This window comes from Methanolobus sp. (genome assembly GCF_016278365.1).
Lineage (GTDB): Archaea > Halobacteriota > Methanosarcinia > Methanosarcinales > Methanosarcinaceae > Methanolobus.
The window spans coordinates 179507-202143 of the sequence record NZ_JADQBZ010000002.1; the positions used below are offsets into that span (position 1 = coordinate 179507).

Genomic DNA, 22637 nt, shown 5'->3' on the forward strand with positions numbered 1-22637 from the left:
ACTTTGATGACAGAAATGATGATTTAGATGATCGGGATGAGGACTTTGATGACAGAAATGATGATTTAGATGATCGGGATGAGGACTTTGATGACAGGAACGATGATCTAGATGACAGGGATGAGGACCTAGATGACGATGATTAAATGATGGCTCTAGCAACATAACTTGATAAGGCGGCCACCATCAGACATCCATATCAAGGAGGATCCTAATGACCATATGAAAGATATGTGGAAACAGTACTTTGGAACTTTATTAAGATTCATTTTTTCTGTTCAAAAAAAGGCACAGGCACTGGCTTAAGTGTCTGTTAAGATTTTTACTTTAAGGAGATAGACAACCTTGACAATCCTGCCAAGGATAGATATCTATGACTCAAATTCGGATTTCTACAGGTCTATCGAATTGAACGATTATTTCTTTTCTTTACCCTTATTTATGAAGAGAACAATTATTAGCGAAATTAAGAGAAACAGTGCTTCAAATCCGGGGATAGTTTCATCACTATATTCATGTTCTTCATTATCCATATATTCTTCAGCTGCATCGTCAAGTAGTGTCTCACTTGCTGGTTCTGATAGAACACTAATATCCCCCTTCCAATTGTATAAGTGCCTTTCTGCATAGTATGTTCCTGCAATATGGCCTATTTGTATCTGGATAGCTCGTTGCTGCCCAGGCTGGCCTTCAGGTAACGCCCCTGTCCAGGTTGCCTCCATGGAATCCATTGAAACGTAGCGCTTCATAGGTTCTGTTTGGCCTTGTGTGTGGCCCCAATTTGAGTCTGTCCAAACCATCTCAGCATATTCTTCACCGTCGGGCCCTCTAAAATAGGTAGAAGCAAAATTCGTGCCAACAAGTCCAGTTTCTGCTTTGGACCAGATAAGTGGATACCAATCACCATGCTGGAATTGATGTACATCTCTATCTATATTAACATTGAAAACCTCACCTGGACGCAAAGTATGAGGTGGATTAGTCCATGTAAAGTCTAAGAGAATAATTTCTGGTGTTGTTTTATCGGGATTATTTTTAAGAAGCCTATTCGGCCGATTTTTATCGACTTCCATTCTTCCAGGGCTCATTTTCCCAAGTTCATAACCACCATCATCAAAACGTAGTCCTATCTCAGATGGTTGAGTATCAAGCCATTGTCGGGAACCATCCTGGCTCAAATAGACTGTCTTCTCATATACCCAGGCACCTTCGGAAGCTTCAGCTTCCATAGGCATTATTACAAATATCATCAAGAGACATAAAGAATAGACAATACTTCTGTTGATCCTTGTTAAATTCATCATTTATTTAACTCCTCCTGTTTTTTCGACAAAAACGAATTAAAGAAAGTTTGTATCAATAAGAAGTTGAAGTAAATTATATAAATAATCTTCTTTTAATCTTGAAGAAATCCTTGTTATCCAGGTGAAGTGGCAATTTTCAATAAGTAGAAACTTAATGCCAACTACTAGGATATATGACCCTTCTTCCCAATAGTCGAATCAGTTGCAGCTGAAGAAACTCCTATTGAAGAGTCCACTGATGGAAAAAGACTTGGTTTCCTTGCATGGTTAATTGCAATTGTGCTTGTAATAGGGATGATAATGGTTTATGTAAGAAAAAGAATGAAGGAGGGCTTTAATTCTCTCCTTTTTTATTGCATAGCGCTACTCTCCCTATTGAAAACTGCGAAAATCACAATTTATCAAGAAAGAGCATGATAAATATCTGCTTCAGATATGGCATTTCAACAAATTATTTAACACGGGTACCGTATATTCTTTGCAGATGATCCCTTGGATCGGCATCTGTCGTGAATTTCATAGTACCTGAGCTATATGTGATTGTAACTATCCAGAATATTAAGGAAGTGTGTTCTTCACGATCACGGCGAGTCTTCTTTTTTAAAGTAACAGAACTTATGTTTCCATTTGGGACTGAGAAATTCTCAGGACTCTCCATGAGAATTTCCTGTGGATTCATCCCAGCATATCTTTCAGCATAGTTAAATGATCCCTTTATCTGTGCTCCCCACTGCCCGAAAAAACCTTTGCCTTCAGCTTTCGCTTGATCGCGGGACTCTTGTACTATTTTCTTCATCAATTTATTCGTTACCTTGGCAAAGATAGTTATGTCCGATGTTGCAACGAGTGTAAAAGTGTCTTCCGATAGACCTAGCATTTTACTCTTTTTCATATTTGGGATAATACTGATTATTTGACTCTCCATAAAACCTCTCCTTCAAGTGCAGCAATTAATATAATTAGATGTAGGATTTATATAATATTATTGACTTGCATTGATAAGTTCTAGAGTGCTTTTTAAATATTCTTATGAAACTCTCAAAAAGAGCATCATAACAACTATTGCCAATGATTAAGTTATAACTAAAAGCCCTTGGAGAACCCTGTCCTCAGCTCACTGCTTTCTTTACCACTGAGGTGATATTTGCTTCTTCGGCGGCAGTCAACTCCTTCAGTGCAAAAGAGGTCGGTCACATGTGGCCTTCATCAAGATTCGCCTTCTCGTCGAAACCAAATGTCATATATCTATCATTCTTCGTGCCGCGGAAGAAGCAGATGACCTTGCCGTCCTTGCTATAAGCAGGCATCCTATACCAGGTTCTTGGCGAGAGAGATGGTGCACTGTATGTGATGATGACATGAAGCCGCTCGCCCATGGAGCGATATGGTTGCGGCATCTCAGCGATCTTTGCAAGCACAGCACTCTCTCCACTTGTCTTATCAGCAGACGAACTTGTCTTTTGTTTATTGGGTATTGATTCTTTTGTTGTTTTCATAAAGTCATCCCTTGATAAGCATGCTTAAACAAAACGGAGAATTTGATAACAAGTTTGTTCTAAGCACTAACACAGAATCAATTGAATGGGCAAAAGACTTATTTGAATGCTACTTGAAAGATTCTACTCAAGTGACACATCTTGGAGTGTCTTGATTGTTTAAAATCAAAAGTCTTGTTTTGTTTTGCTAATAATCTTCCGGTAAAAAGTTTAAAGAAGGACCTTGAGATCCTCTTCAACTGTGGAATTTGGTCTGATATTGAACTTCTCAACCAGCACATTCAGGATATTTGGTGAGACGAATGCTGGAAGTGTCGGACCAAGTGTAATATTTTTTATTTCAAGTCGCAAAAGGGTAAGTAATACAAGGACCGCTTTTTGTTCGTACCATGCGATATTGTACGAGATTGGTGCATCGTTAACATCTGTGAATCCAAGTCTTGCCATAAGACCCTGTGCAATCACAATCAGCGAGAACGAGTCATTGCACTGCCCTGCATCCAGTACCCTTGGAACTCCATCAATTTCCCCTAGGTTAAGTTTATTGTAGCGATATTTTGCACACCCGGCGGTGAGAATAACAGTATCTTTGGGCAATGCTTCTGCGAAATCCGTGTAGTATTGCCTGTCTTTGTGCCGTCCGTCGCAGCCTGCCATGACAACGAACTTCTTTATCTTTCCTGTTTTGACAGCATCAACGATCTTGTCTGCATTAGATAACACCGAGTTGTAAGCAAAACCTCCCATAATGGTGCCTTCTTCTAGTTGTATCGGAGGTTCACATGTCTTTGCCTGCTCGATGAGAGCGGAGAAATCTTTCATATCGTCCTCGGCTACAATATGTGTGACACCGTCATAACCTACGGAGCCTGTGGTGTATAGCCTGCCAATGTAGCTCTCCCTTGGAGGAATTATGCAGTTGCTTGTAAGTAATATAGGACCATTGAAACTCTCGAATTCCTCTTTCTGATGCCACCATGAGCCGCCATAGTTGCCGACAAGATGATCATATTTCTTAAATTCAGGATACGAGTTTGCAGGCAGCATCTCTCCATGAGTATAGACATCCACGCCTGTTCCTTTGGTCTGGTCCAGTAGTTGTTTCAGGTCTTTCAGGTCGTGTCCACTTATGAGAATCCCGGGATTGCCTCTTGTTCCGATGTTAACCTGTGTGGGTTCAGGATTTCCGAATTTAGTTGTATTCACTCTGTCAAGGTCTGCCATCACATCAAAGCCTTGTTCCCCGCATTTCAGGACCAGTGAGATGAGGTCTTTATCGTTCAGGCTGTCATCCGTTGTTGCCACAAGTCCCTCTTCAATGAATGAGTTGGCCGTCTTATTGATATTACCAAGCATCATAGCATGATGTGCATATGCTGCAAGTCCTTTGATACCAAAGATTAACAGTTCCCTTAATGACCGGATATCTTCATCCTCTGTTGCAAGTATGCCTGTATTCCTGTCCTTAAGGTTCTCCGGGGTCAAAGTTGCAATCTCAGGCAAACCGTTCTCATCAAGTGCATTGTTGTCCAGAAGTTTCTGCCTGATCTCATTTTGGATCTTGAATCCTCTGTCGATGCGCTCCTGAATTCCAGTAACTCTGAAATCGGTATTAGTTATGGTTGAGAACAATGCATCAAGCATAAAATCATCAGTGCTATTATCAGAAATGTTTGCCTTTCTTGCTTTCTGGTTGAAGAATGCAACACTCTTAAGCACATAGATGAGATCATCCTGAAGATCTGCAACTTCCCCTTTCTTACCGCACATTCCATTCTTTGTGCAGCCTTTCCCCTTCATTGTTTCTTGACACTGATAGCAGAACATTTTTTTCACCATGCTTCCTATAATTGATATCTTTTTGATACTTGTATTTAAGAGATACTTGCATATAAGGAGAATAGTTTCCAAATGGATATCTGTGACTGCTCCGTAGAAGATTATCTCAATAGAATAAGCAATTGATTGCAGAAACTAGTAAGAAAACAATGGGGGAAATTATACGAAACCAACCGATGATTTGAAAGAAGAACACCATGCAGTAAATCTGATGCTTAAAATAATGGATGGGATGTGTATGAAAATAGAATCCGGAAAGGAAATTAAACATGAGCATCTTGAGAACGTGGTTGAATTCGTGAAAGTTTTTGTCGACAAATGCCACCACACAAAGGAAGAAGAATATCTTTTTCCTATAATGAGAAGGGCAAATGTTCCCGGTTCAACAGAAATCATAGATTCTCTTCTGGAAGAACATGAACATGGAAGAAGGAGTGTTGATATGATAGCTGGGGCAGTTTCGGTAAATATGGATTCTGAAGCTCTATCTACGATAGTCAAGAGCTCAAGAGACTATATTGAACTTTTGACCCAGCATATCAACAAAGAAGACAATATCCTTTTTCCATTGGCAGATAAACATCTTGCTGAGAAAGTTCAAGAGAATTTGCTAAAATCGTTTGAAATTGTTGAGATCGAGAAAATCGGTGAAGGCAAACATGAGGAATTCCACAAAATGCTTCATAATCTGAAAGAGATATATGTTATGTCATAGGTAGTTGTAACTTGGATTCTTTAGAAACAACTGTAGAGGACTTTGTTTCTCTACACCATCTTTTTCAGCTTGAGTTTCTCGATCACAAGCTCAGCAGTCTCTTCCAATTGCTTCTCCTCGATAAGGTTCTGCATTTTCGGGTTATGTAGAATAGATATATTTCATAATGATCCTGGCACATATCTCAGTGTTCAATCATTCATAATATTCGTCCCTTGCACTTACTAAGGCTTTTAAGTTTATAATTGGAGTATGGGGTGCAAGTCCACAACCTGGCGCCAGGATATCCACACCATTCTCTATACACACCTTAGCTTCTCTTTTCACTTCGGAGGGTTGTGATAATAAAAGAGTACCAACAGGAGCTACATTACCTATGAGGCAAGCTCTGCCCCCTATAACATCTTTAGCATATTTGAGATCCACTTTTTCTTCAATGCTCAATCCTTCAAATCCTGCATTTGCCATTGGATCTAGAATTGCAGTGGCATCTCCACACATATGCAAGATCATGGGGCCAGACGTATTGCGACACAATTTTTTATACGCTGGTAAGAACAGGGATTCAAAAGAGTCTGGTGGTAACAGATCAGGACCTGCTTCTGAGTCGGGCATACATACGACATCTGCACCTCTTTCAAAAAGAGCATTGGAGTAATCCGTACATACCTCTGCTCCGAGTTGAACAACTCGTTCTATAATCTCCGGATCAGTAATGGACCACATCAGATAATTTCTTATACCTACGAGAAATGCAGCTATTGCTGCAGGACCAACCATTCCCGCAACAACAGGTACATCATCCCCTACTTTTTCTCTGACAAATACTGTAGCATCTAATATTGTGGTAATACGGCAAGATTCCATAAAATTTTCAGGAATAGTATACTCTAAAGCATCTTCTTTATTCTGACATGGACCCTTAAGGACCGCTGGTTGGGAGTCAAATGTTCCTTCTTTGATAGTACAACCAAGAGTTTGCGCAATAGCAGTTCCATCAAAAGGATACCTTACTGCTTCTAAACCTGCAATCTCATATCCTCCAATAGCAAGGATTGCCATCATTTTAGCATCATAATTTGCATCCGGCCAAAAGGTACCAGTGGCTTCCATCAATTCCACTGTTCCTGTCTGAGTTACTGAACAGACGGGCACTTTATCAACATATTTTCCCATCAGAGAATCTAAAAATCTTTGCCTTAGTGATATATCTGTCATAAGATACCTCTTGGAATAACCTTGAAGATCCATAAGGTTATAGATATAGAAAGTTAGTCTGCATCTGTTAAAATGGTTTCACATGAACACCACTTGAACCTACGAGCCTATCAATTTTGAGATATTGATTCAAAAAGAAGATATGCTTTTTACACAGTTAGGCTTTTTGGCCTTACCTATAACCCCTCATAAAAGTGCGAAGCTTATAATTCGAATATTTACACTAGCCTCTTCAGCTTTAATTTCTCAATCACACGCTCTGCAGTCTCTTCCACCTGCTTCTCCCTGAGACTATTCTGCGTTTTCGAGTAATGCTCCGCAATGAAGTCCACCGCCTGGCTCTTATTACAGTCCTGCTCTTTCATCACCCGATGAAGTACTGCGGTCGTATTCTTGCTCACGGTTGCATAGAGTTTGGGTCTCATAGATTACCTCGGTCTTGTTTTGATAAGTGCTGACATGTTCAGTTTCTGCGGCCCATATCTCGATTTGCTGAGCTCCGACAGGGCCCACACGAGAGCATCCACACGGTCCGGGCTACTGCCTTCGCCCGGGACCCAGTCACACATCTGGTCCTCCAGGGCCGGGAAGGATCCTACGTGATGCACCTTGCCTTGCTCATACAGAGCACTGATAGGCTCGGCTCTGGTCTGCTTTCCCCGGCTGGCTCTGACCGAACGATAGGATACATTCGGGTCAATAGTCCGAAGCGTATACTCCACGAGCTCGCCCCCGTTGTTCACTTCGCCGATGACCCTGTCTGCAGAATGCTTGTAGTAGGCTGCAATGATCTCCTGAGCCCACTTCTTCGGTGTTGCATGGATGGTATAGTCTCCCAGGACATAGTACTCTCCGCGTTCATCCACAGCTGCAACAACTATGCCGGTATCAGCTGAAGTTTCGTTGGATGTAACCGCCGGGTCCACGCCAACCACGATACGCAGAAGGTTAGGAACTTTGGACACCCTGGCATCTTCTATCATCCCCCGGGTCCAGAGTGCATCCGGGTTGTCGTCCAGGATCTCTGCGTTGAGCTCCTGCCTGCCCAGCCGAGTCCCTTCGTATCTGCTGATGATCACATCGATGAAGGCAGGTGCCAGGTTGGACAGGTTCTCGTAGGTGGACCCTCTTGTCACGTGGGTATTGGAATCGTTCAAGAGGGCTTTGACTAGCGGAATGGGGCGAGGTGTTGTGGTGATGGCTGCCCTTGGATCATCTCCCAGCCGGAGGCCAAACTGCAGCATGTCCCAAGTCCTGTCAGGATACTTCCAGGCCGCAATCTCGTCACACCAGGCAGTGTCATGCTGGGGTCCTCTCAGTCTATCCGGTTCCTCTGCAGAAAACAGCAAAGCCATCGCACCGTTGGGCCAGGTGAGCCTGCGTTTGGATGGCTCGTATAGGCCGATTCCATGGCGGGCAGACCGACAATATGCCAGACTCTCCTTCAACCATAGTGTCCCTGGCATCCGCTGCAGTTGGAGCCACTAAGGCTATCCTGCGGGCCTTGCCGGATTCTACTCTGTCACGGACCCATTCAGCCCCTACCATGGACTTCCCCCAGCCTCTCCCAGCACAAACCAGCCAGTACCGCCAGCTTCCTTCCGGAGCGAGCTGATTGGGTCGAGCCCAGAATCTCCAGTCATATTCCAGCTTCGAGAGCTCATCATCGCTGATATCACTCATGATCTTCTGGCGCTCTGAGCCTGGAAGCAATGCTATTGATTCTGCTAACGATCCTCTCTCTTGTTTCATCTGTATTGATCTCGACGTTGTTCTGGGTCATATTGATCTCAACTTCACGCCTGCCAAACTCAGCAGGACATGTGCGCTCAAGCCACCACGCTGCAGCCTGCCATGAATGACCTGCTGCCTTCTGGATGATGGCCACATTCCTGGCAATGGCCTCTGCCTTGGCCTGCTTAACCTTGAGATAGAAGTCATGGTACTGCCCGGATGTTGCTCGTTCGCCACGCTTCATCCAGTCGTAGTAGGTGACAGAAGCGACCCCAATTGCATCACATGCATGGATCACAGGGACACCGGACTTGAGCAGCTTGATTAGTGGCTCGGATACTTCGGCCATTATTGTGCTGCCTTTCTTTCTCCCCATATGTAGTCATCACCATTTCGTTTCAGTTCACAGTTGCCTGTCAGATTGACATATCGTTGAACAATTACATCGGCGTACCGAGGGTCAAGTTCGCATGTGTAACAGACACGATTGAGTTGATGTGACGCAATTAGTGTCGTGCCTGAGCCGCCGAACAGGTCAATAACCAAATCCCCACGATTACTAGAATTTTCTATTGCTCTTGCAACAAGTTCTACTGGTTTCATTGTCGGGTGTTCATCACTTCGTTTTGGCCGGGGTATCGCCCACAGGTCAGACTGTTTTCTATCTTCCACAGGGCATGCTCGAGGAGCATCACCTTTCCAACCGTACCATATAGGCTCGTACTGTGTGTGATAATCTTTTCTGCTTACAACCAGACTGTCCTTTGCCCAGATTATAGTCGATGACCAGTGGAATCCGCTTTCTTCTAGTTGAGACATTATCAGCCCCCATTCCTGAGCAGACATTGCCATGTACAATATTCCACCATGGATCAACCTGCGGTATATCTGGTCACAAAATCTCTCTGCGAATTCACCGAACTTGTCACCAAGATTGTCGTTCAGGATGGTCCGCTTCTTCCATCCAAGAGCATTATTACCACCCCTGAAACCTTCGCCATATGATACATTCCATGGTGGATCCGTCCAGCATATGTTTGCCAGTCTCCCGTTCATCAATTTGTCAACATCTGCCTGCAATGTAGAATCACCACAGAGCAATCGATGGTTGCCAAGCTCCCAGATATCACCGAGAACTGTCACCGCCTCCTCTGGCACCTCCGGTGGTTCATCTTCCACCACCTCTACTGGTGTTATCGACTCAAGTAAATCGTCCACTGCATCCAGGGTGTAACCAATCGCCTCAAAGTCGAAGTCCGGGATCTCTGCTATTTCCTGCAGCAGCTTTGCCAGCTTTTCTGTATCTGTCTCGGCCAGTTCGGCCAGCCTGTTATCGGCAATCACGTAGGCCACGGCTTTCTCGTATGGAAGGTCGAGGCTTATTACGGGAACCTCGGTAAATCCCAGCTCAAGGGCAGCCTGGAGCCTTGCGTGGCCTGCTACGACCATCTTGTCGGCTGTGATGAGGATGGGGTTTGTCCACCCAAACTCCCGCATCGACTTCTTCAGCATGCTCAACTGACTTTCCGGGTGCCTTTTAGGGTTATCGATGAATGGTTTCAAATCGCCTATCGGCATAGTAATGACTTGCATTTTTTGTACCTTTTTTTTAATGTTAGATTTATCTATTATTTATACGAAAATTCAGATCTTCTCGAGTTTCTCTCCGTTCCTCAGCACCCAGAATTTTGACTTGCAGTTAGTGCATTCCACCTCTTTTTGGTCAGCTGATGTGATGAAGAGGAACTTCTTGCATTCCGGACAGTGCTTGGACATTGGTTTGAATTTCAATAGTTTACCTCCGATGTAATGACGGGCAACGGTTGCAGGGGATATAGGTCATCCTCCTATCCACACAAGGTCACCGTCAGGTTTCTCGTGTATCACTCCTTTCTGTTTTAGCAAATCGAGACGTTCTCCTACCATGGGCACATTCAACATTTTACATTGCGCCACTATCTGGTCTCTCTTGTAAGTCGTCTTCATAACTTCTCGAATGCAGGAATAAATTACACGTTGCTCTGTAAGAGTTTCATCCGGGCCAAAGAAGCAAGCTAGTTTCTCAGTTATTGATTGCAGGAATTGCTTGCCTGGTTCTGTCCCATTATCATAATTTGCCTGGACGTCAGAACCGTTGAGCAAAATCGAGTCCGGTTGACCAGAGGAGGTTGTTTGCCGTCCAGGCGTCCAGGCATTTTCTCTATTGTACTCATATACATGAATTATATTTTCATTACACTCTATAGTGTTATTTTGGTTATTACTACAATGTAAAGAAGTGCTTGGACATATGGACGAATCATCCTCAGCATCTTGTTTTTTGCCGTCCGGGCAGATTTTGTCTCCCTGGACGGATTGCCTGAGAGCACAGTTCTGCCAAGTCCGTCTCCTTTCACCAGCGCTTTCTCTTCCGGTGATATACCCAAGCTTTGTGAACCTCTTTGAAAACACGTTCTCATGTACCAGGGGAACATCGTTATTTTGGCACCATACAATGAACTCGTTATACATCCTTGACTTTAAAGTGTCACTGTCAGAGTAGACCACACAGTCGTCTGCAAACTGCGCTATAGGGTCAGAATTGATCCTGTAGAGCTTCATCACTTCATCTGTTGTAAGCTCAAAGCTATAGTGACCCCTCTGCAGCAGTCCCTTCAGGGCCTTCACACAGACATTGAACAGGCCTGACAGTTCCTCAGGCTGTGTGAGCTTGTCTATCAGATTCTTATCCGCTCTCTTCCCCTCAAAGGTATTCGGGAACTTCAGAGGGATCCATCTTCGGAAGTAAGCAAAGTCGTCACCAGGAACGGGGGGAAGGTTGTTGGCACTAAATATCAGGCGGGCAGTGTTCTTGAACTTGAACGGATGCTCGAACTTACGCTGTGCTCTGATCTCCTTCTCGTTACCTGTGAGCATCTTGAAGGTACTGTTCTCATAGATGGCTCGGGAGGCCAGGTCCGGGAAGATATTCGCCAGTTTCCCATACAGCTCTGCGGTAGAGTAAGGATCCTTCTCAAGCATGTGCAGGGATTCAGCACTGGTGTTGTGCCCTCCAAGGAACTCTCCGAATAGAGACAACATAACGGACTTCCCATTGGCACCTTTGCCGATCAGCATAAGGGAATATTCCAGTCTGGTGTCGGGTACCATGCAGTAGCCAAGGAACTCATAGATCACCGGCACACGCTTGGGTTCAAGTACCTCGGCTACAAACTTCTCAATTAGCGGGCATTTAGCATCTCTATCATAGGTTACAGGTAACTGTACAATAGAGATATAGTCCGGTGTGTGCGGCTCCAATCGGTCTGTTCCAAGATTGTACAGACCGTTCAATAGGTTGATCCGCTTGAGGTCATGGTTGATCTGTCCACGCGGGATCAATGTCTCAAGCTGCACGAAATTGAGGATTTCGGAAATATGCTTTTTCTTGGAAGCGTCCCCCAGAGATGTCTGGACTATACGAGCAATGATGTCCTCCCCTCCAGGCACATAGACACCGTTACGATAATGGAAAATGTTCTTCGTATCCTCAAAGGTGATGAACCTGTGAAGTGAAAGGACGTACTCGCCAAGCTTCTTGACCTTGAGATTACCACGCTCGGTGAAGAATCCATGGTCCTCCTCAACTTCTGCAGGAGTATCATCCTCAAATTTGACCGATCTCAGGATATCGCTGATGTCAGTATTCTGAAGCTCGAAGTAGCCCCTGACATCATTGCGAATAAAGATCTTCCTCATTACAGGGTCCATCTGTTTGAGCTCGTTCTGTATGAACCTCTTAGCTGCCCTGAACCTGTCCATTGCCTTTTCAGGAATGTTCTGAGTGTGGAGCTTGATCTCCCAGACATTGTTGGATTCCAGCTGCAGGAAATCTTCTTTGCTGTTGTCCTGCAGGTACTCTGCCAGGTCTATCTTGTCCACACCATCAGGCCTTGGCAACTCGATGACTTTGACGGGTACACCTCTTGACTCAAGGTACTCTGCAGTTGCAATGGCGCCTTTCTTACCGGTACCGTTGTCCTCATTGTCGTTGCATATGATGACCTCGGACTTGTTCTTGACCAGCTGATAGGCATACTCCTTCTGCTCATCCTTGATACGGACCGTGACAGGCGAGATGCAGGCCAGACCTTCCTGGAGAACTTTGATGCAGTCGGTGACACCTTCAGTGATGATCACAGAATCTGCTTTCTTGAGGGAATCCTCGCCGTAGAACACAGAATTGTCTATCACTTTGCTGACATATGGCCTGGTTTCGGAATGCACCAGCTGCTTGAAGTATTTGGGGCTATTCTCAGAAGGGTTGGGATCTCTGCCAATGAAGTAGACTACCTTTCCGCCTTTCCAGTAAGGAAAGATGATCCTCCCTCGGAAGATGTCTCGCATCCTGCCATCGTTTGTGACATTGAAAAGGCCGGACATCTTCATGACATCTTCCGGGAATAGGTCCCACATCTCCTTCTGCAGGTGGCAGTTCTCCGGAGCCCAGCCTATCAGGAGCTCATCGATCATCTTGTCGCTGATACCCCATTTGCGGTGTATGTATGCCCTACACTCATCGGAGAGCTGTGTATGGTAATACCCCGCAACTGCCCGGAGGAAAGAGTACACCAGAGCTTTGTCAGAGAGGAGCTCTTTGTGCTGGTGTTCCAGGACAACGCCTGCTTTTTCAGCTGCAATCTCAAGTATCCGGGGAAAATCGGATTCTATGTCAAGGTCCTCGCGGTACGCTATCCAGTTAAAAATATCTCCGCCATTATCTCCTGCGAAATTATTGTATATCTGTTTTGACGGATCTACTATAAGCGAAGCACCTGACTTTGAGCTGGCAGATATTGCTCCCCGATAGAAGTTTCCTCTTTTCGTGAGTTTAACAGTTTCTCCAATTAGCGAAACAATATCGATCTTCGACTTGATCTCCTCGATAGTGTCTCTATCACTCGCCATGAAACACCTCACTGTTCAAACAATTGCATTTCTACAACACGATCACAAAAATTAGGATCAGGTTTGCCGTTTGGAGCTATGCCTTTCGGTAATCTTTTCCTATTAACATCTTTGGCTCCGTGGAACATTATATCAAGCAAGCTCACCGCTTTTCCATTATGATACTCAATAATATCCTGGAAAAGAACTCGCATCGTGGACTGTGCACAATTGATACAAAGATCTCCTCCAGGAACGATCTCTATCCATTTATCCACCTTTTTTCCACACACCTCACAGCCAATAGGCCCTCGCATAACATAATCAGATGTTTTGCATATACTCATGCTTTCAACTCCACACCATTGCTACTGATCTTCATGTCCGCTATCTTTGTCCTGTGCCCAACACTCCGGCTCCTGAAAGCACTGATGCGGATGTTAGTGTACGCGGGCTTGCGGTCCACTATCTCTGTCTTCCAGATCTCCTTGGCAGCGAACTGGCTTTTGTCACCGAATGGTCGGAGGACATGCCCCGGTTCCTTGTTGAACTCGGACTCTGGCTGGTTCGTGACGACCACGACACCGCTGTTCAAGTATGCCCAACCCTTGAGGTCACCGAAGATTGCGATAAGCTTCAACAGAGCATCGCCTTTCTGCTTCATGTTCATCCTGGCATAGGCTGTGAGCACTGGGAACCCGATGGAGTCGATGATGACGACATCCACCTTCGGGAGCTTCTGTACGATCTTGTCAATCTCATCGATAATAGGAGTGTACTTGTACTCACATCCCTTTAGGTCCTTGATGTCAGTCTCTGTCAGGTTCCTCTCGGTGTCAAGATAGAACACCTTTTTTCCTGCAGCAATGGCTTCCTTTGCGACTGCCATAGCAAACTTTGATTTCCCGCTGCCTGTGTCCCCGAAAACCTCAAGGACATCGTTCCCGACATATCCGTGGATAAGGCTCAGCAATTGTGTCGGAGTAGCGTTATTTTCATAAGCTGGTGATGCGTTCTCTTTATTGGTGGGCTCTTGCGGACAATCCTCTTTGCTTTGCTCGGCTAAGGTTTCGTCTTTTTGGGCTTCACCACTTTGTTCACATGAAGTTTCTACAAGCATCCTGAGCTCTGTGAGCACTTCGTCTCCAGGTACATCGTATTCCCGGTGGTCCTCTACCCATTTGAAGATCTCGTTCTTCTTGAAGTCCACGCCCCAGAACACGAACTCGTCCTGGTTGTCACTGGCCTTTTTCCACACGTCAGTACCGTTGAGGGTGTTATATCCCATCATATTGAGCATAGGTACAAGTGTGTCTTTGTCAAGTTTTACTTCCATGTTCACACCTCACATCCTGCATATCTCGGTTTCATTCACTGAACACCTCTCTTCAGGATCTCATCGATCGCAAGCATTACTTCCTCCACTCCTCTGGAAACATCTGCATGTATCAGTTCCCGGATCTCATCGCCGCTCTCCAGTTTCCGAGAGATTGTGACCTGTGCATTTGGCTTGATGTTGCCTTTTGAATCGATCTCTGCACCGATCTTTGTTGAGATCTCGTATCCCTGGGTGTAGACGATGCGGGTTTCAGAACTCATTTTTGATGCTGGATCTGACAAGGTATCGCTCATCAGGTATTCCTCCTGAAATCCTTCACAACAATAGGCACCATCCCAGCCTGAGACCATCCTATCCGGGTCACGTTATTGCATGATGCAAGCTCCGCTGTTGCGACCATATTCACAAATCGGGATGCTCTGCCGGTTATGACCGCAAAGACCTCGTTCTCTCCGGAAACCTTGCTACGGACCCATTGCTGGATCCTGGTCACATCCGCAGCACCGATGTGTTTCAGAGGATCGTCCTTCGTGTAACCTATGCCAGTTGGCAATCGGTCGAAATCGATGTATACTTCAACTTCTTCTGTCATTTCGTACACTTCCTTTCGGTTGTATCTCAAAAGCCTGCAATCTCTATGTTCTGCAGGCCGATGCTCCGGCCGGGGCTCGAACCCGGGAGTGACCCAGAAGTCCCGGAGTGGGTGGAGGAGGTGACCTTTAAGGTCTGACCTCCTTATCACATTCCGGGCAGTAGATGGGTCGGTTCTTACACTGCCAGTCGATCTCAAAAATATGGCCGCATTGGTCGCATATGCACTCGGCCACGATCCTTGTGCGTGCAAGCGGAATGCTGTTGATGGTCATGCTGCAGCCTCATGAGATCTTGCATCGTTCATCCTGTTCAGGTCCTCACAATAATACTGAGCCATCTTTTCAGGAGATATCTCACGTGTATGCTCATGTTCGCATTCAGAGCATTTCCACCAGGACCGGGCGCCAAGCTTTGTTGTAACCCCTGCCTCAATGCATATTGCTGTCTTTTTGTGACATCTGGGGCACTGGCCTACCCGGTCCAATGTGGATCTGCAGACGTCCATGGCATGATTGTACCTGCGCTCCTGGTGGCCCTCACCTAGCCAGTATCGGTCCTTTGTGGACCCTATCGGCCGGCCTGCATAGCCTCCGCTCTTAGACCAGCCCATGCTCAAGCCCCCGTAAGAAATTTAACCATATGAGCCGTTTCGAACATTGGGTACCACACGGGAAGAGCTCCATAATTTTCTCGGTGTGCCTTTTTGTGGACGGCCAGTGCCTTCTCTCCTGCAAAGTCAGATGGCATTGGTCATCACTCCAATCATTTCTCGTCTCGCGATCTGCGAGCGTATTGCCTTGTACTTTTTTCTCACTCTTTCACCTCATCTATCTGTAGACCGGATCTGATGTAGTGCCTGGCAGCGTCACTGACGTTGATATACTTTCCAGAATCTACGATCTGCAATATCTGTTCATAGTCACTGGAAGGCAAATTCACATGTAAATGCTTGTACTTCATGAGGATTATCTCCTAATTATGACATAGACTTTCTAATATAAATATGTAACCCAAGTGTCATAATTAGGCGGAATTCCTTGCAAAAACATATATATGGAATAAACACTACATCATCATGTAATGGCAATCCAATATAAGAAAGAATCAATTCACGCAACAGTGAGTCCTTACATCAAGAAGCAGGCAGAAGAGCTGGTCGATACGGGTGATTTCAGCAGCATGTCCGATCTTGTAAGCGTTGCACTTGCGGAGTTCATTGGGCATTACAAGAGAGAGCAGAAAGAAAAAGACATGGAAGCTGAGGGGTCACTGTCAACACTTTCACAAAAAGACATAACTCCTGCCATGGTAAAGTTACTCAAGCAGATGTTTGAAGAGGGTAAGACTTCCAAGAGCATTCGCCCCATCATCGTGGACGACATAATCGAATAATTCAGTTGAAAAACACTGTTGATCGAAATTACAAGCTTGTCAGCATCCGGTTAAGTGCTAGGTGATTTGCATGTATATAAAAACAAAATGTGCAACATGTGGTGAGAGATCATTTCATAACATTCGATTTAATCGAAGAAATCTTATTTTAGGCGACATAAGAATATCATGGCTTACGGATGCTGAAGTAACAGACTCCTGTACCCCCGGCGAGTTGGCAGAATCTGTCCTGCACGAGCTTGCTGATCACGTTTATAATGGGATCTCAACCCATGAGCTCTGCAAGATACTCCGGGAGAAGTTCGGTGTCCTGGAACAGTATTGTTGTGACCTGGTGCAGAAGTTAAAGATCGAGCTGGATATGTACTGTCCGGACAGGCAGCATTTGTATTATGTAGAGACAAGGCCTCCATGAACTTTTCAGGGTTTACCTACATTACATTTAAATGAGTGGTTTCTTCGGTTCATCCCCACACATGTGGGGAACTCGTATTTGCCGCTAATTGTGTAAGCATTAATTCCGGTTCATCCCCACGCGTATGGGGAACTCATTCTATAGTCTTTTTCCGCGTATATTTTCGCCGGTTCATCCCCACGCGTATGGGGAACTCCTCTGTCGGGTGTGTGTCAATCGCCACAAGATCGGTTCATCCCCACGCGTATGGGGAACTCGAGATGGGTTAGGGCCGTGCCCGAAGGGCACCACGGTTCATCCCCACGCGTATGGGGAACTCTGTTTTTGGATGAAGAGGCTATGCTTGTGATGCGGTTCATCCCCACGCGTATGGGGAACTCTGTCTATTGTATCGAATTTCATTTTTATAAGGCGGTTCATCCCCACGCGTATGGGGAACTCTAAGCTGAATTTAAATCATAGTTGTGTATTGTCGGTTCATCCCCACGCGTATGGGGAACTCTTTAAAGTCCCTGTTAGATGCAATCTGGTATCCGGTTCATCCCCACGCGTATGGGGAACTCTAGTCAAATCCAAATCAATAGACAACGCACCCCGGTTCATCCCCACGCGTATGGGGAACTCTCCACTATGCAGCCTTTCGCCACTATATATGTCGGTTCATCCCCACGCGTATGGGGAACTCCGATGATCATACTCTTGTCGCTAAGGTGGTGGCGGTTCATCCCCACGCGTATGGGGAACTCTGTCGAGAAATGCATAAGACTGTTTGACAAACCGGTTCATCCCCACGCGTATGGGGAACTCGCCATGATTAAAACCCTCTGCTATTTTTCATACGGTTCATCCCCACGCGTATGGGGAACTCATTCCATCTCTGCCACTGTTCCCAGTATCAACCGGTTCATCCCCACGCGTATGGGGAACTCATTTGAACCAACTAGCGTAAAAGCAGCCCTGTCGGTTCATCCCCACGCGTATGGGGAACTCTGGATTCTCTCCGGGGTTGGAGTTCATGAATACGGTTCATCCCCACGCGTATGGGGAACTCACACAAATAACCCAGAAGTAGAGGAAGGAAATCGGTTCATCCCCACGCGTATGGGGAACTCATGGGCGACCTCACAAGCCAGCAGATCACCGCCGGTTCATCCCCACGCGTATGGGGAACTCCGAGAACATCCTGATATTCATAGGCATGGATCCGGTTCATCCCCACGCGTATGGGGAACTCTGTGCATCTTTTATCCAACTAACAAGGAAAAAGGATTCTGCCTTCTCGATATAAACAACTTGCAGCTATTTTGCACGTATTTTTAGATAGACTTTTCTGCAAATAAACATTTAAGTGCATAGAAATCCTCTTTTACTTTAATTAGTATCTGGCAAAAACGATATTAACTTTATCCCATCCATTTCTATTGGGATGCGACGGTTTTCACCAAGTGTTATAAAATCAAATCCCGTTTCGTTTGGAGAAGACCACAACACAACTGCATTTCCTTCCTCCAGTCCTTCTTCAATGTTCTGCAGGATCATTTCCCTTACTTTTACGGAATAATCTCCAACATAAACACCAGCACGGACTTCCAGAAGCCATACTGCCAAACGACCACGCAATCTATTCGGCGCATTCTCAAGTACGATGACCAACATCACCAATGCTCCTTTCATTTGGTATTGCAGGAGGTACTGATTCTTCGGGGGTATCAGGTAATTCTATTCCACCGGCTGAAAGTACCTCTTCGATAGTTGGAATTATCTTCTTCAGCAAGCGTGTTTCTCTGAAAGCATCCCTGCAGGCAAGTCTGACAGCCCTTTCGTAATTGTTATGTTTCTCGGACGCAATCCTAAAGGCAAGCGGGACCACTGTTTCAAATTTGAATAGATCTGCAATATCATATACAAAAGATCTGGGTTTTCCTGTATGAATAAAACCAACTGCTGGAGAATATCCAGCAGCAAGGATTGCTGCTTCAGCTACTCCATATATGCATGAAGTTGCTGAACTAAGGCATTTGTTCTGCACATCAGCACTATCCCAGTCCCCGATATCATAATTGCGTCCCTTCCACTCGATCCCATACTGATGAGCAAACAGTTGGTACATTTTCTTCACACGGACTGCTTCCATCCCACGCATCTGTTCGACACTATAATGGTCAGGGAGAAGCTCATTGAACCTCATCGCATACATTTTTCGGACTACTTTTCTTCTAAGATCATCATCAAGAGCAAGTTTTGCCTGATATAGTAATCTGTCTGCCCTTGCACCGCCTGGCTGTCCTGCTGAATAAAGTCTGACACCTGCCTCGCCAACCCAGATCAATAAACAGCCAACCCTTGAAGCAAGTACTACCGCTGCATGTGAAACCCTTGTTCCCGGTTCCAGCATCAGGCATGCAATACCCCCAACAGGAATATGAGAACGCACGCCGTTCTTGTCAATGATCACAAAGGCTCCGTCCACTACATCGAGTTCACCTTTCTCGAGGAATAATAGGGAGAAGCGTTCCTTTATGGCAATGGGTTTGAGTTTTGGAAGCATGGATTACCACCTTAACGAATCGGACGCACAAGAAGCAATCCGCAGCCAAAACCTTTTGCAGGACCAATTCCCTCAAAAAGTGCCTGTTTGAACAACTCTGGATCAGTTACAGTTAAAACTCCTGTAAAGTCAATGGTGTTGAAGCTAATGTTGTGCTTGCCATTTGGCTTGTAGAACTTGTGATTACGATAACCATCTGCACGCACCTGTTCTTCATCTATTAAAAAACCGCTTTTGTCTGCTTTCTTTTGTAACCATTCAACTCCTTTTCGCTGAACAATCTCAGAAACATACGGGCAGTTATCTTTGTCGGAACTTTCTTTTTTCATGCTAAATTTTTCATCCATCACTACATCATGACGGTGCTGTTTTCCTTTTTCGTCTCTTTTTGAGACAATTGGATTGGCTCGAAGGGAAAAAGAAAGTTCCTGCCCTGGTCTTAATGCAGGATCATACGATTTTACATTGATATCCCATACTTCAGATTCGTTCTCCGGTTCACTTTCTGATACAATATAAAAAGTCGGCAGTGTCCCGTTCGATTCCTGACGATACAAAAAGCTCCTTTCATTATCAGGTCCTTTTGAAAATAAGGACCATACCATACGGTGAATATTGTAACTGCTTCCCATGTTAGTGAAAGATTTATCTGAAACTGCTATAGGAGGGAGCAGGTTTGCCTTACTCATGTACATGCATCTTTCCTCCAGCTAATCATTGAATAGTATTCTTTTCTGTCAGCAAACTGCCACCTTTTCCGGCTCAGTACTTCATCGCGGCGGGAAACGCTATGCTCATGAGAAACTTCCTCATCCGGATCATCCCAATAGAACCGGCAACTTCTGACATCAATAAGTCTTCCGATAAACGCATCATCCTTAAACTCGGCATTTACAATTGCCTCCTTCATAGTGGGAGCAGATATGATCATAGGATCGAGTGGAAGTGCTACAGTACAGGACTTCCTCCCAAGATACATCGAGAATGAAGGCTCTTTAATAGCATTTGCAAGCATTTCAAGCGAATAAGGAGGATTCTCTTTCCTTGAAGAAAGAATTACAGTGTAAAGACCATCGCAGTAATAGTCACGAGTGGAAAGAATGGTGTTCAATTCCTCCTTGGGAACAGATAGCTCATCCTTTCTGGTCAAAAATATCTTCCTGTTCCTGCCTGTACCTGCAGAAGGGACCTGAGAAGTATGGTAGTCACGAAGCATAAAACCTGGTGAGTTTATGAGAACTCCGTAATTGTAGCCAGAAGCCAGTTCAAGCTGTTTTTCCTCTTCATCTCTGCGAATTCCCAATGCTGCTGCAAGAAGGCCCAATATTGCTGATTTAGAGGGGTGATCAAAAGTAGGCCTGTAAGAACCTACCGCAATGTCACCCCAGGAAGCCATTGGACCGTACAGTCGAAAAATTAAATAATTATCCAAGCTAATCGACTCCTGTACATCTAATTGACCACAAAGTTCAGCATTTCATCCAATGAGCCTTCACCTGTGTAGGCGTTCATATCCATACTATTTTCACAGCAGCCACCGTATACTTTTATCATATTTTGGTTTGTCTGTTTGAGAGCATCTATAGCACTTTTCAACATGCTCCTTCCTCTGACGGGCTCCAGGTACGAAACCGAGAGAGAACGAGGCTGTTGCTTACCTTTTTCTAGCATCATGTAAGATGCATAAGCTCTGGATGCAAAACTATTCTGCTTTCCTGTCGGAGATACTTTTGCCATTGCCTCAACCAGTGCACACAAAGCCTTCTTTGCAAGTTCTTTATCTCCACCAAGATTGCGCTCCAGAAGTTCGCAGTCTACACAGACATAAATATAGAAAAGACCGGAGGCAAACTCTGTTTCGCCAAGGTGACCTGAACCCATGTCATCTTCACCTCTGTTCAAATCATCCACTGCTGTGAAGAAATCATCTTCAACTGCAACTTCATTTGTGGTAATGGCATGAGAAACCTGTACTGCCGCCTCGGTATTGAATTTGGTATTGGATGCAAGCATACGGCCAAACATGGCAATGTCTACAGCAGTGTGCTTCTGCCTCAAAAGATCAAGATCATCTTTTGAAGGAGCGCTTTTGCATGACGAAATTTTAGCAATAAGCTGATCTATTGCTGATATCTCTTCAGGGCTGAAATGAGCCAGCTGCTCTATCTCAAGGCCGGTTAAGGAATCTTCACTGTCCTTTTTGGATTTGCCAAAGACACCTGCAATTGATCTGGACCATTCCCTTGCATCTTTTTCAGATACCAGCGGGTTGACAGGAAATGAATTATCTTTGCAGTCCAGAATATCCGCCAAATTGAAGCCTGTTGTCAGAGCCTTATAGACACTGGGCCCCATGCCCTTTGTGCGGATACCGATGTGTCCACTAAGGCTTTCTTTGAAGATATCTGATGTTCTCCAGGCCCTTTTAAGACTTTGTGAAGATACCCTTAACCTTTGAGTTCCCCCCATTACGGCAGTCTTTGGTCTTCCCAGATCATCCCGGTTAAGATTGGATGGGGGATACGATACAAGTGTGTGTATTTGTACGAATTTTGTCATCTTTTTTCCTCCTGAGTTCTAACGTTTACTTTCAGATGCTTTCTCATAGTAGCTATAAGCCCATTCTTTCTTTGTGTAATCATTCCACCAGTAGAGACCAGTTGCAAGATTGCAGGCATTGACACTTCCATCCATCAGTTTAACAATCCGAACGATCGAGTTGAACAATTCCTCTTTATCTTTGATTTTCAACAATCTCTTAAACCTTAGACTGCTAATCTGCGGATTTGAATCATCTTTCATGCTCGCCATCTGAGCAGCAAACGACTCCCCTCCCTGATGATTTTTTACGTTAGCCAATACTCCAGCAATCAATGCAACAGAATCGCGGTTTCCAAAACCAAGCTTATTCATAGTAAGCCAGAGTTTGTGGTAAGCTGGATTGAACACTATGTCCACTGTATTATGGCATCTGCGAAGAGCAGCCCTATCTCCCCGGTTATTATCCAAATCCTTCCACCATGTAAGCAAAACCCCACATGCTTCGGGATTCCTATCCAATGAATTTTTGTTTATTACCAATTCTAATCACCTTTCTGAAGTACAGTTGTAGTTACG

28 protein-coding genes and 1 CRISPR repeat array are annotated in these 22637 nt (G+C 44.9%); of the genes, 3 read left to right on the plus strand and 25 right to left on the minus strand.

Translation table 11 applies throughout. The features are described from left to right. Positions 1-416: 416 nt before the first annotated feature. The 4 genes from QZZ22_RS00930 to hcp all read right to left on the minus strand — a co-directional run bounded on the left by QZZ22_RS00930 (position 417) and on the right by hcp (position 4627). Positions 417-1304 (minus strand): hypothetical protein, encoded by an 888-nt coding sequence (locus QZZ22_RS00930; RefSeq protein ID WP_292461703.1) that lies wholly within the window; start codon positions 1302-1304, stop codon positions 417-419. Between the two features lie 451 nt (positions 1305-1755). Continuing rightward, positions 1756-2229 (minus strand): hypothetical protein, encoded by a 474-nt coding sequence (locus QZZ22_RS00935; RefSeq protein ID WP_292461704.1) that lies wholly within the window; start codon positions 2227-2229, stop codon positions 1756-1758. 265 nt (positions 2230-2494) lie between these two features. Then, entirely contained in the window at positions 2495-2800 is a 306-nt protein-coding gene (locus QZZ22_RS00940) for a hypothetical protein (protein WP_292461706.1), read from the minus strand. Between the two features lie 210 nt (positions 2801-3010). After that, complete coding sequence (gene hcp / locus QZZ22_RS00945) at positions 3011-4627, minus strand: hydroxylamine reductase (RefSeq protein WP_292461709.1); 1617 nt, start codon at positions 4625-4627, stop codon at positions 3011-3013. A 193-nt stretch (positions 4628-4820) separates the two neighbouring features. On the opposite strand from hcp, the gene QZZ22_RS00950 reads away from it, so the two are divergent. Then, complete coding sequence (locus QZZ22_RS00950; RefSeq protein ID WP_292461712.1) at positions 4821-5354, plus strand: hemerythrin domain-containing protein; 534 nt, start codon at positions 4821-4823, stop codon at positions 5352-5354. A gap of 195 nt (positions 5355-5549) precedes the next feature. Here the strand turns inward: QZZ22_RS00950 and mtaA are convergent, their stop codons facing one another. The 15 genes from mtaA to QZZ22_RS01025 all read right to left on the minus strand — a co-directional run bounded on the left by mtaA (position 5550) and on the right by QZZ22_RS01025 (position 16125). Next, entirely contained in the window at positions 5550-6572 is a 1023-nt protein-coding gene (gene mtaA, locus QZZ22_RS00955; protein ID WP_292461713.1) for a methylcobamide:CoM methyltransferase MtaA, read from the minus strand. A 218-nt stretch (positions 6573-6790) separates the two neighbouring features. Continuing rightward, positions 6791-6997 carry a hypothetical protein gene (locus QZZ22_RS00960; RefSeq protein WP_292461715.1) on the minus strand — a complete coding sequence of 69 codons (207 nt, stop codon included), beginning with the start codon at positions 6995-6997 and terminating at the stop codon, positions 6791-6793. 3 nt (positions 6998-7000) lie between these two features. Next, the gene (locus QZZ22_RS00965) at positions 7001-7927 is read right to left on the minus strand and encodes a terminase family protein (protein WP_292461717.1); all 927 of its coding nucleotides are present in this window, start codon (positions 7925-7927) and stop codon (positions 7001-7003) included. Further along, entirely contained in the window at positions 7893-8255 is a 363-nt protein-coding gene (locus QZZ22_RS00970) for a hypothetical protein (protein WP_292461719.1), read from the minus strand. Before QZZ22_RS00970 ends, QZZ22_RS00965 begins: the two co-directional genes overlap by 35 nt. Further along, positions 8248-8682 carry a hypothetical protein gene (locus tag QZZ22_RS00975; RefSeq protein WP_292461720.1) on the minus strand — a complete coding sequence of 145 codons (435 nt, stop codon included), beginning with the start codon at positions 8680-8682 and terminating at the stop codon, positions 8248-8250. Before QZZ22_RS00975 ends, QZZ22_RS00970 begins: the two co-directional genes overlap by 8 nt. After that, complete coding sequence (locus QZZ22_RS00980; protein ID WP_292461723.1) at positions 8655-9899, minus strand: site-specific DNA-methyltransferase; 1245 nt, start codon at positions 9897-9899, stop codon at positions 8655-8657. Before QZZ22_RS00980 ends, QZZ22_RS00975 begins: the two co-directional genes overlap by 28 nt. Positions 9900-9950: 51 nt before the next feature. Continuing rightward, positions 9951-10097, minus strand: a complete 147-nt coding sequence (locus tag QZZ22_RS00985) for a hypothetical protein (RefSeq protein ID WP_292461725.1) — start codon at positions 10095-10097, stop codon at positions 9951-9953. A gap of 48 nt (positions 10098-10145) precedes the next feature. Then, complete coding sequence (locus tag QZZ22_RS00990; RefSeq protein ID WP_292461726.1) at positions 10146-13253, minus strand: phage/plasmid primase, P4 family; 3108 nt, start codon at positions 13251-13253, stop codon at positions 10146-10148. An 8-nt stretch (positions 13254-13261) separates the two neighbouring features. Next, positions 13262-13579, minus strand: coding sequence for a hypothetical protein (locus QZZ22_RS00995; protein WP_292461728.1), 318 nt, complete (start codon positions 13577-13579; stop codon positions 13262-13264). After that, a complete protein-coding gene (locus tag QZZ22_RS01000; protein ID WP_292461730.1) occupies positions 13576-14568 on the minus strand; it encodes an ATP-binding protein in 993 nt (330 codons plus the stop codon). Before QZZ22_RS01000 ends, QZZ22_RS00995 begins: the two co-directional genes overlap by 4 nt. Positions 14569-14603: 35 nt before the next feature. Then, positions 14604-14864 (minus strand): hypothetical protein, encoded by a 261-nt coding sequence (locus QZZ22_RS01005; RefSeq protein WP_292461732.1) that lies wholly within the window; start codon positions 14862-14864, stop codon positions 14604-14606. After that, on the minus strand, positions 14864-15163 hold the full coding sequence (locus tag QZZ22_RS01010; protein WP_292461733.1) for a hypothetical protein: 300 nt from the start codon (positions 15161-15163) through the stop codon (positions 14864-14866). Before QZZ22_RS01010 ends, QZZ22_RS01005 begins: the two co-directional genes overlap by 1 nt. Positions 15164-15290: 127 nt before the next feature. After that, positions 15291-15437 carry a hypothetical protein gene (locus tag QZZ22_RS01015; RefSeq protein WP_292461735.1) on the minus strand — a complete coding sequence of 49 codons (147 nt, stop codon included), beginning with the start codon at positions 15435-15437 and terminating at the stop codon, positions 15291-15293. After that, entirely contained in the window at positions 15434-15775 is a 342-nt protein-coding gene (locus QZZ22_RS01020; protein ID WP_292461736.1) for a hypothetical protein, read from the minus strand. Before QZZ22_RS01020 ends, QZZ22_RS01015 begins: the two co-directional genes overlap by 4 nt. Before the next feature lie 200 nt (positions 15776-15975). Beyond that, entirely contained in the window at positions 15976-16125 is a 150-nt protein-coding gene (locus QZZ22_RS01025) for a hypothetical protein (protein WP_292461738.1), read from the minus strand. A gap of 120 nt (positions 16126-16245) precedes the next feature. On the opposite strand from QZZ22_RS01025, the gene QZZ22_RS01030 reads away from it, so the two are divergent. Both QZZ22_RS01030 and QZZ22_RS01035 read left to right on the plus strand, forming a co-directional pair. Then, a complete protein-coding gene (locus QZZ22_RS01030) occupies positions 16246-16557 on the plus strand; it encodes a hypothetical protein (RefSeq protein ID WP_292461740.1) in 312 nt (103 codons plus the stop codon). Positions 16558-16627: 70 nt separating this feature from the next. After that, on the plus strand, positions 16628-16972 hold the full coding sequence (locus QZZ22_RS01035) for a hypothetical protein (RefSeq protein WP_292461742.1): 345 nt from the start codon (positions 16628-16630) through the stop codon (positions 16970-16972). A 45-nt stretch (positions 16973-17017) separates the two neighbouring features. Continuing rightward, a CRISPR array of direct repeats spans positions 17018-18206; the repeat unit is 29 nt; unit sequence CGGTTCATCCCCACGCGTATGGGGAACTC. A 137-nt stretch (positions 18207-18343) separates the two neighbouring features. On the opposite strand, the gene cas2e is transcribed toward QZZ22_RS01035, so the two are convergent. From cas2e to casB, 6 genes are read right to left on the minus strand one after another with little or no spacing between them, the layout of a single operon-like run. Beyond that, the gene (gene cas2e, locus QZZ22_RS01040) at positions 18344-18580 is read right to left on the minus strand and encodes a type I-E CRISPR-associated endoribonuclease Cas2e (protein ID WP_292461745.1); all 237 of its coding nucleotides are present in this window, start codon (positions 18578-18580) and stop codon (positions 18344-18346) included. Positions 18581-18608: 28 nt separating this feature from the next. Further along, the gene (gene cas1e, locus QZZ22_RS01045) at positions 18609-19520 is read right to left on the minus strand and encodes a type I-E CRISPR-associated endonuclease Cas1e (protein ID WP_292461747.1); all 912 of its coding nucleotides are present in this window, start codon (positions 19518-19520) and stop codon (positions 18609-18611) included. 11 nt (positions 19521-19531) lie between these two features. Next, positions 19532-20209 (minus strand): type I-E CRISPR-associated protein Cas6/Cse3/CasE, encoded by a 678-nt coding sequence (cas6e, locus tag QZZ22_RS01050; RefSeq protein WP_292461749.1) that lies wholly within the window; start codon positions 20207-20209, stop codon positions 19532-19534. After that, on the minus strand, positions 20206-20952 hold the full coding sequence (gene cas5e / locus QZZ22_RS01055) for a type I-E CRISPR-associated protein Cas5/CasD (RefSeq protein ID WP_292461751.1): 747 nt from the start codon (positions 20950-20952) through the stop codon (positions 20206-20208). The genes cas6e and cas5e overlap by 4 nt, the downstream gene beginning before the upstream one ends. 20 nt (positions 20953-20972) lie before the next feature. After that, positions 20973-22079 (minus strand): type I-E CRISPR-associated protein Cas7/Cse4/CasC, encoded by a 1107-nt coding sequence (cas7e, locus tag QZZ22_RS01060; protein ID WP_292461754.1) that lies wholly within the window; start codon positions 22077-22079, stop codon positions 20973-20975. An 18-nt stretch (positions 22080-22097) separates the two neighbouring features. Continuing rightward, complete coding sequence (gene casB / locus QZZ22_RS01065; protein ID WP_292461757.1) at positions 22098-22601, minus strand: type I-E CRISPR-associated protein Cse2/CasB; 504 nt, start codon at positions 22599-22601, stop codon at positions 22098-22100. Positions 22602-22637 lie beyond the last annotated feature (36 nt).

Excerpts from the sequence above, each read along its gene's own strand:
- QZZ22_RS00960 (WP_292461715.1), bottom strand. The coding sequence starts at position 6,997 with ATGAGACCCAAACTCTATGCAACCGTGAGCAAGAATACGACCGCAGTA.
- QZZ22_RS00975 (WP_292461720.1), bottom strand. The coding sequence starts at position 8,682 with ATGGGGAGAAAGAAAGGCAGCACAATAATGGCCGAAGTATCCGAGCCA.
- QZZ22_RS00965 (WP_292461717.1), bottom strand. The coding sequence starts at position 7,927 with ATGGCTTTGCTGTTTTCTGCAGAGGAACCGGATAGACTGAGAGGACCC.
- QZZ22_RS00980 (WP_292461723.1), bottom strand. The coding sequence starts at position 9,899 with ATGCAAGTCATTACTATGCCGATAGGCGATTTGAAACCATTCATCGAT.
- QZZ22_RS01005 (WP_292461732.1), bottom strand. The coding sequence starts at position 14,864 with ATGAGCGATACCTTGTCAGATCCAGCATCAAAAATGAGTTCTGAAACC.
- QZZ22_RS01020 (WP_292461736.1), bottom strand. The coding sequence starts at position 15,775 with ATGGGCTGGTCTAAGAGCGGAGGCTATGCAGGCCGGCCGATAGGGTCC.
- QZZ22_RS00990 (WP_292461726.1), bottom strand. The coding sequence starts at position 13,253 with ATGGCGAGTGATAGAGACACTATCGAGGAGATCAAGTCGAAGATCGAT.
- QZZ22_RS01010 (WP_292461733.1), bottom strand. The coding sequence starts at position 15,163 with ATGACAGAAGAAGTTGAAGTATACATCGATTTCGACCGATTGCCAACT.
- QZZ22_RS01030 (WP_292461740.1), top strand. The coding sequence starts at position 16,246 with ATGGCAATCCAATATAAGAAAGAATCAATTCACGCAACAGTGAGTCCT.
- mtaA (WP_292461713.1), bottom strand. The coding sequence starts at position 6,572 with ATGACAGATATATCACTAAGGCAAAGATTTTTAGATTCTCTGATGGGA.
- QZZ22_RS00935 (WP_292461704.1), bottom strand. The coding sequence starts at position 2,229 with ATGGAGAGTCAAATAATCAGTATTATCCCAAATATGAAAAAGAGTAAA.
- QZZ22_RS01015 (WP_292461735.1), bottom strand. The coding sequence starts at position 15,437 with ATGACCATCAACAGCATTCCGCTTGCACGCACAAGGATCGTGGCCGAG.
- QZZ22_RS00930 (WP_292461703.1), bottom strand. The coding sequence starts at position 1,304 with ATGATGAATTTAACAAGGATCAACAGAAGTATTGTCTATTCTTTATGT.
- cas7e (WP_292461754.1), bottom strand. The coding sequence starts at position 22,079 with ATGACAAAATTCGTACAAATACACACACTTGTATCGTATCCCCCATCC.
- QZZ22_RS01035 (WP_292461742.1), top strand. The coding sequence starts at position 16,628 with ATGTATATAAAAACAAAATGTGCAACATGTGGTGAGAGATCATTTCAT.
- hcp (WP_292461709.1), bottom strand. The coding sequence starts at position 4,627 with ATGTTCTGCTATCAGTGTCAAGAAACAATGAAGGGGAAAGGCTGCACA.
- cas1e (WP_292461747.1), bottom strand. The coding sequence starts at position 19,520 with ATGCTTCCAAAACTCAAACCCATTGCCATAAAGGAACGCTTCTCCCTA.
- QZZ22_RS01025 (WP_292461738.1), bottom strand. The coding sequence starts at position 16,125 with ATGAAGTACAAGCATTTACATGTGAATTTGCCTTCCAGTGACTATGAA.
- cas6e (WP_292461749.1), bottom strand. The coding sequence starts at position 20,209 with ATGAGTAAGGCAAACCTGCTCCCTCCTATAGCAGTTTCAGATAAATCT.
- QZZ22_RS00940 (WP_292461706.1), bottom strand. The coding sequence starts at position 2,800 with ATGAAAACAACAAAAGAATCAATACCCAATAAACAAAAGACAAGTTCG.
- QZZ22_RS00995 (WP_292461728.1), bottom strand. The coding sequence starts at position 13,579 with ATGAGTATATGCAAAACATCTGATTATGTTATGCGAGGGCCTATTGGC.
- QZZ22_RS01000 (WP_292461730.1), bottom strand. The coding sequence starts at position 14,568 with ATGGAAGTAAAACTTGACAAAGACACACTTGTACCTATGCTCAATATG.
- QZZ22_RS00970 (WP_292461719.1), bottom strand. The coding sequence starts at position 8,255 with ATGAGTGATATCAGCGATGATGAGCTCTCGAAGCTGGAATATGACTGG.